The sequence below is a fragment of the uncultured Pigmentiphaga sp. genome, assembly GCF_937950555.1.
Lineage (GTDB): Bacteria > Pseudomonadota > Gammaproteobacteria > Burkholderiales > Burkholderiaceae_B > Pigmentiphaga.
Genome location: NZ_CALFCW010000030.1, coordinates 330,682 through 343,687, shown reverse-complemented (window position 1 = coordinate 343,687; position 13,006 = coordinate 330,682). Strand labels below are relative to the sequence as shown.

The following is a 13,006-nucleotide window of genomic DNA, read 5'->3' as shown; positions in this document are numbered from 1 at the left end:
GTCTGAGGCGAGACCGCGAAAGGCGGCGAGCTGTTCCGAATCCAAAGGCATGGCCGACACACGGGCAGTCACGAACGCCGGCATTGTAGAGCGACCACGTTTCGTGGAGAGGGGCATGACCCGTTCAACGACATCCCGCGTGCGCGTAGGCATAGGAGGCTGGGTATTCGAGCCGTGGCGCGGCTCCTTCTATCCGCCCGGGCTCGCCCAGAGCCGGGAGCTGCAGTATGCGAGCCGCCGCCTCACCTCCATAGAAATCAACGGCACGTATTACGGCACGCAGAAGCCGGCCAGCTTTGCCCGCTGGCGCGACGAAACGCCGGAAGATTTCGTGTTCGCCCTGAAGGGCCCACGGTTTGCCACGAATCGCCGCGTGCTTGCCGAAGCGGGGCCCTCGATCGAAAAATTCCTGGCCAGCGGCATTGTCGAACTCAAAGGAAAACTGGGCCCCATCAACTGGCAATTCCCTCCCACCAAGACATTCGACCCCGACGACTTCGACGCCTTTCTCGCGCTCCTGCCGAGCGAATATGAGGGGCACGCCCTGCGCCACGCGGTAGAGGTCCGGCACGAGAGCTTCGCCACCCCGGAATTCATCGACTTGCTGAGGCGCTATGGCGTGGCGGCCGTGATCGCCGACAAGGCCGGCACGCCGCAGTTGCATGACGTGACCGCCCCGTTCGTATACGTCCGGCTGCAATCCGCGCAAGAAAGCCTTGAGTTAGGCTACGCGCCAGCGGAACTCGATGCCTGGGCGGCTCGCGCCCGCGCCTGGGCCGCGGGCAAAGAACCGGATGGTGCCCGCAGGCTAGCTGCCCCCCTGCCCCGGCCACCCAAGCAACGCGACGTGTTCATCTATATGATCAACGGGTTCAAGCCCAAGGCGCCGGCGGCCGCCATGGCATTGATGGAACGGCTTTCCTGAAATCCGGCGCCGCGGTCCGTCTTCTCCGAATCGCGTTGCGCAGCCCGTTCATGGGCGCCCCTCGCCTCGGGATTTGTCGAGCCGCCGCAGGTGTACTTGCATTTCCTTGGCAGCCTGCACATGGCCTTTGGCGGTGGCCGCCTCGATGCCGCGGCGCCAGGCATCCCGGGCCTCGTCGTCGCGGCCCAGCGCGTGACGTGCCTTGCCCAATTGCTTCCATGCGGCGGCATAGCTTGCGTCCAACGCCACCGCGCGCTCCAGGTGTTCCGCGGCCGCCGCGGCGTCGCCCTCTTCCAGGTACAGGTTGCCCAAGGTAAACCGCAGCAGCGCACTATCGCGGCCCGCGGCGATCAGCTTCAGAAAATTGTCCTTGTTCATGACTGGCCTCGACGGCGGCCCCTCACTGCGGCCAGGCGGCCCGGGCGCGCCAAATAAGGCGATCCCTGCCGGGACCGCTCTCCCAACGTTACTGCACCCGCCCGTACCACCAAAGCGAAAGCAGTCCCGAGCATACCGCCAGCAATGCGCCCAGGGCCGTGAACAGCGCCGTGATTTCCACCACGTCTCGCTTGTCGAACGCCAGCCGCGCGCTCAGCGAACGATAGATCTGCTTGAGTTCGCTGGCGTCCTCGGCCCGGAAGTACTGGGCGCCGGTCATGTCTGCCACGTTCTTGAGCACCTCTTCGTCCAGCCGCACGCGTGCAGACCAACCGTCCGCGGTCAGGGTCGTCCCTTCCGGCGTGCCGATGCCCACGGTGAAGATGCGCACGCCGTAGCCGGCCGCGACTTCGGCCGCCTTGATGGCGTCCGGACCGGTATTGTTTTGGCCGTCGGAAAGCAGCACGACCGCCCCGGCGGCATAGGAACCCGGTACGGCGGACTCAGCCTGGCCCGCTGCGGCCAGGTCCGGCGAAGCCGGCGGCTTGCGGATGCTCCCGCCCTCGAGGAAACGCTCGACGTCGATGCCGGCATTGGGCAGCAAGGTCGCCAGGGCGATGATCAGGCCGCTGCCCAAGGCCGTACCCCGCTGCGGTTCTAACCGTTCGATGGCCGCGATCACGTCTTCCCGTTTGCGGGTCGGAGACTGCACCACGGCCGCCGCTCCGGCGATGGCCACGACGGCAATGTTGACGTTGGCGGGCTGGCGCTCGACGAACTCCTTGGCCGCCTGCTGGGCAGCGTAAATTCGCGAGGGCTTGATGTCATCCGCGCGCATGCTGCCGGACATGTCCATGGCCAGCACCACGGTTTCGATCCGCGAAGGCAGCATCATCAGGGCCTGGGGGCGGGCCATCGCGACGATCATCGCGGCCAGGCCGAGCAGGAGCAGGCACGGAGGAAGCCACCGGCGCACCACCGAAGGACGCCTGCCGAGGCCGATCATGTCCAGGGCCGGATACCGCGCCGCGACGCTGCGGCGTCGTCTGTCCAACCGCCAATAAGCCAGCCCCAGCAACGGCACAAGCACCAGCAGCCAGAGCATGGTGGGCCAAAGGAAGCTCAAGGCAGGAAGATTCACCATGACATGCGCCCCGGTCTAGATGTCCCGCGCCCAAATGCCGCTCAAGCCGCCCACGAGCTGGCTGCGTCGACGCCGCAACCGGGTAAAGTGCAACAAGGCTTCGTCCAGCCGATCGTCGGTGGCCAGCTCCAGGCAGTCCACGCCCGCTTCGGCCAGTGCCTTGCGCAGCGCGGCTTCGCGCTTGTCTGCTTCCGCCGCGAAACGCTTACGGAAGCCTGGATCGTGCGTATCGACGAACAACTGTTCGCCGGTTTCGGCATCCTGCAAGACGACCAGCCCCAAGTCCGGCATGCTTTGCTCGAGCGGGTCGTAGAGCCGGACCGCAACGACTTCGTGGCGCTGGGCCAAGACGCCCAACGGCCGCTCCCATCCCGGGGCGCTGATGAAGTCCGAAACGACGAACACCACGGATCGACGCCCGATGGCCGCCTGCGCCCGCTCGAGGAGCTCGCCCAGCTTGGTTTCGCCGGAGCGGCCGTCCGCGCGCGTCTCGCCCACCTTCTGCAAGACATGCAGCACGTGGCGGCGTCCGGACCGGGCTGGGATCGCGCTGCTCGCGTTGCCCGCGTACAGCACCGCGCCCACGCGATTGCCGTAGCGCGTCAGCAACCGGGCGAGCACGCCGACGAAGCCCGTCAGCACCGCCCGCTTGCGCACGGCACCGGAACCGAAATCCACCGACCCCGACAAATCGAGCACGAACCAGGCCGATACTTCGCGGTCTTCCTGGAACTCCCGCACGTGGGGCGTCTGCAACCGGGCCGTCACGTTCCAATCGATGTGACGAACGTCGTCGCCCGGCTGGTATTCGCGCAAATCGGCCAGGTCAAGCCCGAAGCCGCGGAAAAGCGTCCGGTAATCGCCCTGGAGGGCGCCATCGAGGCGCCGGATGACCGTCCATTCGAGCCGGCGCAGCAGCTCCTCCGCATCGATCCTGAGCGGATCCGGAGACGCTGCCGCGTCGTTGGCCGGCCGGCCGGCCGGCTTGCTAAACCGCCGCAACCCGAACATGGGTCTCCAATGGCCGTTCCGGGGCCGGCAAGGTTTGCAAAATGCGCGTGATGACCTGGTCGGCGCCGAGGCCATCCGAGAGCGCCTCGTACGACAACACCAGCCGATGCCGCAAGACATCCGGCACGAGGTCGATGACATCCTCCGGCAGCGCGTAGTGCCGGCCCCGCAGGAACGCCAAGGCCCGCGCGCCCTCGATCAAGGCGATCGTGGCCCGGGGGCTCGCGCCGAAGGTCAGGTAGCGGGAGAGGTCCGCCAGCCCGTAAGCCTCCGGCCGGCGCGTGGCGGCGACGACCTTGACCGCAAATTGCACCAGGCCGGGATCGACGTACACCTTGCGGCACTCCTTCTGGAGCTGCACCAGCTGTTCGGTCACCGCGACCGGCTGCACGTCGACCGGGGGCCCGGTCACCCGGTCGACGATCACGAATTCCTCCTCCTCGCTGGGATACCCCACGATCACTTTCATCATGAAGCGATCGACCTGCGCTTCCGGCAAGGGATAGGTCCCTTCGGTTTCGATCGGGTTCTGCGTGGCCATCACCAAGAACGGCGACGGCACTTTGTGCGTCTCGCCGGCGATGGTGACCTGGCGCTCCTGCATGACCTCGAGCAAGGCACTCTGCACCTTGGCCGGTGCCCGATTGATTTCATCGGCCAGCAGCAAATTGGCGAAGACCGGGCCCAGCACCGTGGAAAAATCCCCAGTGCGCTGGTTATACATGCGCGTGCCGACCAAATCGGCAGGCAGCAGGTCCGGCGTGAACTGGATGCGCTTGAAGGTGCCGCGTATGGTCTTGGCCAGGGTATTGACCGTCAGCGTCTTGGCCAGGCCCGGCACACCTTCCACGAGCAAGTGTCCCTGGGCGAGGATGGCAACCAGGACCCGCTCGAGGAAATGGTCCTGCCCCACCACGACTCGCTTGACTTCGTAAAGCACGCGCTCCATCAGGTTTGCACTGTCTATGGCGCTCATGGTGTTGTCGCTCATGGGTTCGGTCCTGTCTCGGTGATCAGAAGGGTGGCATGCCAACGGCGCTGCCGGCGCTTTCAATGGTGGTAGCAAAACCGATGCCGACAAAGGTGCCCGCATTCGTCGGATTGAGGATGGCAGTGACGATCCCCACGACCTCACCGCGCATGTTCACGAGCGGACCGCCGGAGTTCCCGGGATTGGCCGCGGCATCGAACTGGATCAACCGCGTAAGCACGTGTTTGCCCTCCGCAGAGACGAACTCTCGGTTCAAGCCCGACACCACGCCGGCGGAGACTGACGGACCGATGCCGAACGGAAATCCGACCGCAACCACCTCGTCGCCCGGCGCCAAGTCCAGGCTGGACCCGAGGGTTGCCGCCGGCAGGTCGTCGGGAATCGACTTGGCCTTGATGACGGCGAGATCTTTCTCGGGCTGGATGGCCACGACCTCGGCATCGGACTGATAACCGTCGAAAAAGGTAACTTTCAGGCGCTTGGCCCCGGCCACGACGTGGAAATTGGTGAGGATCACGCCCGTGTCGACGACGACCACGCCGGAGCCGACACTCCCTTCCTGCTTGGGTGCGTTTCCGCCGTCGTCCTTGCCTGCCGGCTTTTCCCGCTCCTTCTCCTTGGATTTCCCGCCGGGCTTGGGCTTCGTTCCGCCCCGGGGCCCCTGGGCAACCTTGGGCGCCTCTTCCTCCGCCTTGCCTTCGTCGTCGGCAAAGCCCTGGATGCGCACCACCGACTGCCTCACGGCTTCGGCGGCCCTGGCCGTACGCGACGGGAGGTCTTTGTGTTCGAGGGTGTGCAGGACGGCCGCGTCGATGTGTTCCTGCGTCAGCGGCGTGGGTTGCGGTTGCAACAAAACGAAAACGAGGCCGCCCGCCAGGACGAGCAAGGCCAGGCCATATAAGGCATCTCGCCTGCGTCCGAGCCAGCGCCAAAGGCGCCGGGTGCGGCTCGGCCGGGGGGGGGCAGCCGCGGCATCCGTTTCAGCCGCTGCCGGCCGCGGCCGGGGGGTCCTGCTATATAAGGCAACCCGTTTCATCACTACCTTCCCGCTTGGCATGTCTCACGGAATGCGGCTGCGCAGCAAGCCCTGTGCCGCCCTGCCCGCCCCCGTGGAGAACTGGTCCCTTCCTGGCAGACAGCCGCAGGCGCGCTCGGTTCACCCAACGAGCCCGGCGAAAATAAGGTAACACTTAAACGGCCTCCATGCGCGAGTACCTTTACCGTCGCGAGGGTTCATGGGCATACTAAAGACGCCGGTGCAAAGACGCCCGTGCCGTTGTACTTTCCGCGCGCCAAGGAGCACTCATGCGGTTTCTCTGGCCAGATCTTCTTTGGCTGCAGCTCCTCATCCCCCTGCTCGTAGCCCTCTACCTGTACGTGCTGGCGCGCCGCAAGAAGACGGCCATACGCTACGCCAGCTTGAGCCTTCCCAAAGCCGCGATCGGAGCCGGCCAGCGACTGCGGCGCCACATCCCGCCGCTGCTATTCCTGCTGGCGACCTCGGCGGCACTGCTCGCCTGCGCCCGCCCCACCGCGACCATCACCCTGCCCTCGGATACGTTGACCGTCGTGCTGGCGGTCGATGTATCGCGCAGCATGCAGGCGGCCGACATCGCCCCCAACCGGCTCGCGGCTGCCCAGATGGCGGCCAAGCGCTTCATTGCGGAGCTACCATCCAACGTACGGCTCGGCATCGTTTCTTTCGCCGGCACGGCCGCCGTCGTGCAAACGCCGACCGACAACCGGCAAGACATGATCGAGGCCATCGACCGCTTCCAGCTGCAGCGTGCAACCGCCACCGGCAGCGGCCTGATCCTCGCGCTCTCCATGCTGTTTCCCAACGATGGCATAGACCTGGAATCGGTCATCTTCCAAACGCCGTCCGTGCGCGCCGGCCGGCGTCCCTTGCCGTTGGACCAGGCGCTGGCGGCGGAAGAGGCGAAAAAGAAACAAAAGGAAAAAATGGCGCAGCCCGTCCTCCCTGGTTCGTATACCGCCGGCACCATCATCCTCCTGAGCGACGGGCGGCGCACGACGGGCCCGGACCCGCTAGACGCCGCCCGCATGGCGGCCGAGCGCGGGGTGCGCGTCTATACCGTGGGATTCGGGACGCAGCGCGGCGCCCCCATTGGCGACGAGGGCTGGTCATTCTTCGCGCGGCTCGATGAACCGACGCTGCGCGCCATTGCCCAAATGACGGGCGGGGAATATTTCCTCGCCAGCTCCGAGGCCGACCTAAGTTCCGTGTACCGGAACCTGAACGCCAAGTTCACCATGGAGCGCAAGGAAACCGAGCTCAGCGCGCTGCTCAGCGCAGCGGCGGTATTGCTGCTGACCCTTGCGTGCGTATTGTCGATGCTGTGGTTCCAGCGCAGCCGCGCCTAGCCGCGCACACGGCCTGGACGCGCCGGGCTTGCGTCCAGGCTGCGCCGACTTTCGCCTCACCCCAGGTGCTTGCGGAGGAACGCCTCCATGGCTGCATAGAACTCGAACTGGTTTTCCTCATTGTGGAAACCATGCCCTTCGTTCTCCTTGACCATGTATTCGACGTCAACCCCGCGCGCGCGCAACGCGGCGACGATCTGGTCGCTCTCGTCCTTGTTCACCCGAGGATCCTTCGCGCCTTGCGCCACGAATAGGGGTGTCTTGATCCTGTCCACGAAAAACACCGGCGAGCTCTCGCGCAGCAGCTGCTCGTCGCGCCCGGGATGGCCGACCATCTCGTGCATGGAATCGAGGAACGGCTTCCAGTAAGGCGGGATAGTGTTCATGAACGTAAAGAGATTGGACACGCCGACGTAATCGACGGCGGCCGCGTACAGGTCGGGAGTAAAGGCGATGCCCGCCAGGACGGCATAGCCGCCATAGCTCGCGCCGTAAATGGCGATGCGAGCCGGATCGGCGATGCCCTCGCGCTTTAGCCACTCGACTGCGTCGGTGATGTCGTCCTGCATGGCCCTGCCCCACTGCTTGAACGACGCCTCCCAAAACTTGCGCCCGTACCCCGTCGAACCCCGGAAGTTCATCTGCAATACGGCGTAGCCCCGGTTCGCCAGGAATTGGACTTCGGGGTTGTAGCCCCAAACGTCACGCACCCACGGCCCGCCGTGCGGATGGACGATCACGGGCAGGTTGCGGGGCGTCACCCCTACCGGGAGCGTGAGATAGCCGTCGATCTTGAGCCCGTCCCGCGCCGTATACCGGATAGGCTTCATCGGGGCCATGTCGCGCTCGAGCAGCCAAGGCTGGATATCTCCGAGCTTGGTGAGCTTGCGCGACACGGCGTCGTACAGATAACGGGCGCCCTGGGTGCGGTCGTTGTATGCAGCGACGACGAAGCGGGTTTCATCCCGGGTCGCGCTCTGCAGGGCGACTTCGTAGCCCGGCAGGCGGGAAGCCAGGTCGGCATAGATCTCGGCCATCACCGGATCGACCACCCGCCGCTGCGGCTTCCAGGTGACATAGTCGATTTCGGTCAGCACCTTGCGGCGATGCGAATAGGCCAGGCCCGACACATCGACCTCGGGATGTTCGAAGATCAATGTGCCCTCGCGGGCCGTGTGCGGATCGAACTCGAACAATGCTGCCTTGTCACGCCCCCGATTGGAGCTGACGTAAATCCGCCGGTTGTCAAAGGTGAAAAACAGCGGTGCGACGGTTTCCTTGAAGTCCGTGGTCAGGATGGGCCGGAAGTCCTCGGCCTCGCTATCGCGGTACAGCAATGTGTTGTTGACGCCATCGGTCGCGATGGCGAGCCGCAACCTGCCGTCGTGATCCGTGGCCCAGCCCGTGATGTTGCCGGGGTTCTGCGCAATGAGCTGCGCCTCGCCCGTGGCGACATTCACCCGGAACACGTCGAATACCTGCTTGTCGCGCTGGTTGTGCGAAACCAGCACATGGGCGTCGTCGTCGACCAGCTCGTCCACGACGTCGGCGCGCACGCCTTCGTACGGGGTAAGGTCCGTCGGCGCCGAGCTGCCGTCTATGGGCACCGAGAGCAGGTGGAAGTTCTCGTCACCGCCGAAGTCTTTGGCATACAGGATGTGGGCCGGCCCTTTCCAGAAATACCCGCGCACGTCGCGTTCGGTTTCCTCTGTCAAGGCGCGTGCCGGCCCGACGGGCGCTCCGTCCTCGCCCAGCGCCTGCACGTGGACATTCTGCCGGCCCTGGAAAGGCGCCAGAAAGGCGAGGTGCCTGCCGTCGGGAGAAATGCGGTAGGCGGAGCGCTCCGGCTTGCGAAAGAAATCCCGGACGTCGTAGCGCTTGACGAGCGGGATGGCCGGGGTAGAGGTCGATGTCATGGCGCGGTCCGCAGGAAGTGGGTGGTAGGATTCCGAACATATCACGGGCAAGGACGCTTTCGGCGGCGGCCTCCTCGCAGCATTCTGTTTCAGTCCTCCGGAACATCGCGCCGGAATATGGGCTCCAATGCATGAATGGATGACGGGCGGGGCCGAGCGCGGTTCCCGTTGTCGCCAGGCCCAACCAGAATGGCGACGATCGTCGTCCGCTCAGGAGAAACCATGCCAGATCCGCGCCCCGCTTCGCATACCCTCGCTCGTCCCCGCCTCCTTCCCTTGTGGCTCGGTTGGCTGTTCGTCCTCGCCCTGGCCATATTCGCCGGCGGCCAGGTCCGGGCCCAGGCGCCCGCCCAGGACGACCGGCCGGACGTCCTGATCAAGAAGGCCGCGGACAACGTGCTCGAGCGGATCCGCAAGGACCAAGAACTGAAAAGCGGTTCGCCGGAAAAGATCAACCAGGCCATCGACGAGCTGATCCTGCCCTATGTGAATTTCGAGAAAACCACCCGGCTCGCGGTTGGCCGCTATTGGCGCAACGCTTCGCCCGAACAACGCACGGCCCTGGTCAAGGAGTTCCGGAACATGCTGGTGCGTACTTACGGCGGCGCGATTGCGACCATTACGCCCCAGGCGCGCGTCGAAATGCGCCCATTCCGGGCGGAACCGGGCGCCACGGACGTCGTCGTGCGCACTGCCGTCACGGATGGCCAGCGCGACCCGATCCCTGTCGACTACCGGCTGGAGAAGACTGACCAGGGATGGAAAATCTACGACCTGAACGTATTGGGAGTCTGGTTCATCCAGAACTACCGCAATCAATTTTCTACGATCGGCTCCCAGGGTGGCGTGGACGCCATCATCGAGGCGCTCAAGACCCGGAGCCAAAAAATGGAAGTGCCGGCCAACTCGCCCGCTGCCCGCTAAAACCCGGCCGCAACTGGGGGTTTTTCGCAACGGTCGGGCGCCCGGGGCGCCGCACTTGGTATGCTAGTGTCTTTGCACCCGACTTTCATGCCTCCACGCGCCGGTAACGTTTTCATGGTCGTCGCCCCGAGCGGCGCCGGTAAGTCCAGCCTCGTCAACGCCTTGCTCAAGGCCAAACCGGAAATCCGCTTGTCCATTTCGTGCACCACGCGCCCGCCGCGCCCGGGCGAGACCGACGGCAAGGAATACCATTTCGTGACGCTGGAAACCTTCGAGCGCATGCGCCGCGAGGATGCGCTGCTGGAGTGGGCGGAAGTGCATGGCAATTTCTATGGCACGCCCCGGGACTGGATCGAGCGCGAAACCGAAGCCGGGCACGACGTCTTGCTGGAAATCGACTGGCAGGGCGCGCGCCAGGTTCGCTCCAAGTTCCCCGAGGCGATCGGCATTTTCATCCTGCCGCCTTCCATCGAAGCATTGGAATTGCGCCTGAAGCAACGCGGACAGGACGAACCGCATGTCATTGCCCGCCGGCTGCTGGCAGCGGGAGGCGAGTTCGCCCATGCCCCGGAATTCGAATATGTTATTATTAATCAAGACTTTAGCGCAGCCTTGGCAGACCTGACGACCATCGTTACCGCCGCCAGGCTGCGTTTTCGTTCCCAGGCGGCGCGGCATGCCGACTTATTTTCCCAGTTGGGCATTCCGCAAACGCCTGCTAAGTCGTTTTGATATCGTATCCAGTTACGCATAGCGCTCAAGGACACTTATGGCACGTATTACCGTCGAAGACTGCTTGAAGCAAATTCCCAACCGGTTCAAGCTGACCCTTGTGGCTACCTACCGCGCGCGTCAACTGGCCCAAGGCCACGCGCCCAAGCTGGACACGAAGGACAAACCCACCGTCACGGCACTGCGTGAGGTGGCCGCCGGGCTGACCGGGCTGGAAATGCTGAAAAAGGTCCCCACCTGATACCCGAGACCAGACAGGTCTCGCTGCCGGCACTGGGGCCGGCAGCGCCTAGAGCAGGCCGGCCCACGCCGCCCTGCTCCCTCTGAGGCGACCATGGGATTTCCAGTCTCTACCACCCGTTCCGAGACGCATCCAGGAACACCGCCCGCAACGACCGGCACGCAGGCGCACGACTTCGACGCCAACCCGGTGCCCACTTCGGCCGGGGTATCCTTCGCCCCCCTGGCAGAGACGATTTCCCAATACCTGAGCCCGGAAGATGTCCGGCGGGTCCGCGAAGCCTACCGCTTTTCGGATCAGGCCCACTTGGGCCAGTTCCGCGCCAGCGGAGAACCCTACATCTCCCACCCCATTGCAGTCACTGAGATCTGCGCGGCATGGAAGCTTGACGCGCCCGCGTTGATGGCGGCCCTGCTGCACGACGTCATGGAAGACCAGGGCGTCACCAAGCAGGAATTGATCGAACGCTTCAGCGCCGAAGTCGCCGACCTGGTCGACGGCCTCTCCAAACTGGATCGCCTCGAATTCGCCAGCAAGGCCGAGCAGCAGGCTGAAAGTTTCCGCAAAATGCTGCTGGCGATGGCGCGCGACGTGCGGGTCATCTTGATCAAGCTGGCAGACCGGCTGCACAACATGCGCACGCTGGGCGCGGTCAGCCCGGAGAAGCGCCGTCGCATCGCGCGGGAAACCCTCGAGATCTACTCGCCCATCGCCCACCGCCTGGGCCTGAACATCATCTATCGCGAATTGCAGGAGCTCTGCTTCGAAGCGATGTACCCGCGCCGGTATCAGGTGCTGCGCAAGGCGGTGCTGGCGGCGCGCGGTAATCGGCGCGAACTGGTAAACAAGATCCAGGAAGCCGTTCGCGCCGCCCTCCCCGCGGCCGGGATCGAGGCCGAAGTCAACGGCCGGGAAAAAAACCTGTACGGCATCTACACCAAGATGGTCGACCAGAAGAAGTCGTTCTCCGAGGTGCTCGATGTCTATGGATTCCGGATCGTGGTCAATACGCAGCCAGAGTGCTATCTGGCCCTTGGCGCCCTGCATCAGCTGTACCGGCCGGTACCGGGCAAGTTCAAGGACTACATCGCCATACCCAAGGTCAACGGCTATCAGTCGCTGCATACGACGCTAGTGGGCCCCTACGGCACCCCCGTGGAGTTCCAGATCCGCACGCGCGACATGAACCAGGTGGCCGAAAGCGGCGTAGCGGCGCATTGGCTTTACAAGACGGCCGACGTCAACCTGAACGACCTTCAGAAACGCACGCACCAGTGGCTCCAGTCGCTGCTCGACATCCAGAGGCAGACCGGCGACAGCAACGAGTTCCTGGAACACGTCAAGGTCGACCTCTTTCCCGACGCCGTCTACGTCTTCACGCCCCGCGGCAAGATCATCTCGCTTCCCCGCGGCGCCACGCCCATCGATTTCGCCTACAGCATCCACACCGATGTCGGCAACCAGACGGTGGCCGCCAAGGTCAACAGCGAATTCGTGCCACTGCGCACCGAGCTCAAGAGCGGCGACTCCGTCGAAATCATTACTTCCGAGAACTCCCGCCCGAACGCCCAGTGGCTCAACTTCGTACGTACGGGCAAGGCGCGCTCTGAAATCCGCCACTATCTGCGCACCGTCAAGTACGAAGAATCGGTCGCCTTCGGGGAGCGGCTGCTGGCGCAGGCGCTGAAGTCGATGAACATGTCCATGCCCGACGCTTCGGACCCGATCTGGGACAAGCTCGCGCGTGGCAGCGGCGCCCGTTCGCGCGAAGAGATCCTGGCCGACATTGGGTTGGGCAAGCGGCTGGCCGCCGTGGTGGCCCGGCGCTTCATGCCTGAAGGCGATCCGATTTCGACCACGGCCGAACAAGTAGATCGGTACGCCGAACAAGGTTCCGCCACCCCCATCCGCATCCAGGGGAACGAGGGCCTTGCCGTGCAGCTGGCGCCTTGCTGTACGCCCATCCCCGGGGACGCCATCGTCGCCTATGTCCGCATGGGGCATGGACTGGTCGTTCACACCGAGGACTGCCCGAACGCCCGGCGCCAACGTGCCCGCGAGCCCGAGCGCTGGCTGGACGTGGCTTGGGACGACCAGACTTCGCGCCATTTCAACGTGCGCATCGACGTGGTGCTGCGCCAGGAGCGCGGGGTCCTGGGACGCGTGGCAGCCGAGATTTCCGCCGCCGACGCCAACATCACGCACGTATCCATGCAGGACGAAGCCTCGTCCACCGTGGCCGTGCATTTCACGATCCAGGTCGAAAGCCGCCAGCACCTGGCCCGGGTCATCCGCTACCTGCGGCGCGTTCCCCACGTCCAACGCATCATCCGGGTCAAGGGTTGACCCCCGCGGCCGC

The 13,006-nt window shown here is 64.8% G+C and carries 12 protein-coding genes; 6 read left to right on the top strand and 6 right to left on the bottom strand.

Annotated features, from left to right (window positions below):
- The first annotated feature begins 115 nt into the window (after positions 1-115).
- Positions 116-925 carry a DUF72 domain-containing protein gene (locus tag Q0319_RS08200; RefSeq protein ID WP_299451726.1) on the top strand — a complete coding sequence of 270 codons (810 nt, stop codon included), beginning with the start codon at positions 116-118 and terminating at the stop codon, positions 923-925.
- A gap of 48 nt (positions 926-973) precedes the next feature.
- On the opposite strand, the gene Q0319_RS08195 is transcribed toward Q0319_RS08200, so the two are convergent.
- From Q0319_RS08195 to Q0319_RS08175, 5 genes are all read right to left on the bottom strand, one after another.
- Positions 974-1,303: a tetratricopeptide repeat protein gene (locus tag Q0319_RS08195; protein WP_299451724.1), complete on the bottom strand. Its 330-nt coding sequence runs from the start codon at positions 1,301-1,303 to the stop codon at positions 974-976.
- Between the two features lie 88 nt (positions 1,304-1,391).
- Positions 1,392-2,447, bottom strand: a complete 1,056-nt coding sequence (locus Q0319_RS08190) for a VWA domain-containing protein (protein WP_296464878.1) — start codon at positions 2,445-2,447, stop codon at positions 1,392-1,394.
- 15 nt (positions 2,448-2,462) lie between these two features.
- On the bottom strand, positions 2,463-3,458 hold the full coding sequence (locus Q0319_RS08185) for a DUF58 domain-containing protein (RefSeq protein ID WP_296464880.1): 996 nt from the start codon (positions 3,456-3,458) through the stop codon (positions 2,463-2,465).
- Positions 3,436-4,449 (bottom strand): MoxR family ATPase, encoded by a 1,014-nt coding sequence (locus Q0319_RS08180; RefSeq protein ID WP_296464883.1) that lies wholly within the window; start codon positions 4,447-4,449, stop codon positions 3,436-3,438. Before Q0319_RS08180 ends, Q0319_RS08185 begins: the two co-directional genes overlap by 23 nt.
- A gap of 22 nt (positions 4,450-4,471) precedes the next feature.
- Positions 4,472-5,485: a trypsin-like peptidase domain-containing protein gene (locus Q0319_RS08175; RefSeq protein WP_296464888.1), complete on the bottom strand. Its 1,014-nt coding sequence runs from the start codon at positions 5,483-5,485 to the stop codon at positions 4,472-4,474.
- A gap of 269 nt (positions 5,486-5,754) precedes the next feature.
- On the opposite strand from Q0319_RS08175, the gene Q0319_RS08170 reads away from it, so the two are divergent.
- Positions 5,755-6,834 (top strand): VWA domain-containing protein, encoded by a 1,080-nt coding sequence (locus tag Q0319_RS08170; RefSeq protein WP_296464893.1) that lies wholly within the window; start codon positions 5,755-5,757, stop codon positions 6,832-6,834.
- Between the two features lie 56 nt (positions 6,835-6,890).
- Here the strand turns inward: Q0319_RS08170 and Q0319_RS08165 are convergent, their stop codons facing one another.
- Positions 6,891-8,750: a S9 family peptidase gene (locus tag Q0319_RS08165; protein WP_299451720.1), complete on the bottom strand. Its 1,860-nt coding sequence runs from the start codon at positions 8,748-8,750 to the stop codon at positions 6,891-6,893.
- A gap of 222 nt (positions 8,751-8,972) precedes the next feature.
- Here Q0319_RS08165 and Q0319_RS08160 point away from each other — a divergent pair, with 222 nt between their 5' ends.
- The 4 genes from Q0319_RS08160 to Q0319_RS08145 all read left to right on the top strand — a co-directional run bounded on the left by Q0319_RS08160 (position 8,973) and on the right by Q0319_RS08145 (position 12,993).
- A complete protein-coding gene (locus Q0319_RS08160; RefSeq protein WP_299451718.1) occupies positions 8,973-9,674 on the top strand; it encodes an ABC transporter substrate-binding protein in 702 nt (233 codons plus the stop codon).
- 87 nt (positions 9,675-9,761) lie between these two features.
- The gene (gene gmk, locus Q0319_RS08155) at positions 9,762-10,406 is read left to right on the top strand and encodes a guanylate kinase (protein WP_299451716.1); all 645 of its coding nucleotides are present in this window, start codon (positions 9,762-9,764) and stop codon (positions 10,404-10,406) included.
- Between the two features lie 37 nt (positions 10,407-10,443).
- Positions 10,444-10,647, top strand: coding sequence for a DNA-directed RNA polymerase subunit omega (rpoZ, locus tag Q0319_RS08150; protein WP_087779272.1), 204 nt, complete (start codon positions 10,444-10,446; stop codon positions 10,645-10,647).
- A gap of 93 nt (positions 10,648-10,740) precedes the next feature.
- On the top strand, positions 10,741-12,993 hold the full coding sequence (locus Q0319_RS08145) for a bifunctional (p)ppGpp synthetase/guanosine-3',5'-bis(diphosphate) 3'-pyrophosphohydrolase (protein WP_299451713.1): 2,253 nt from the start codon (positions 10,741-10,743) through the stop codon (positions 12,991-12,993).
- Positions 12,994-13,006 lie beyond the last annotated feature (13 nt).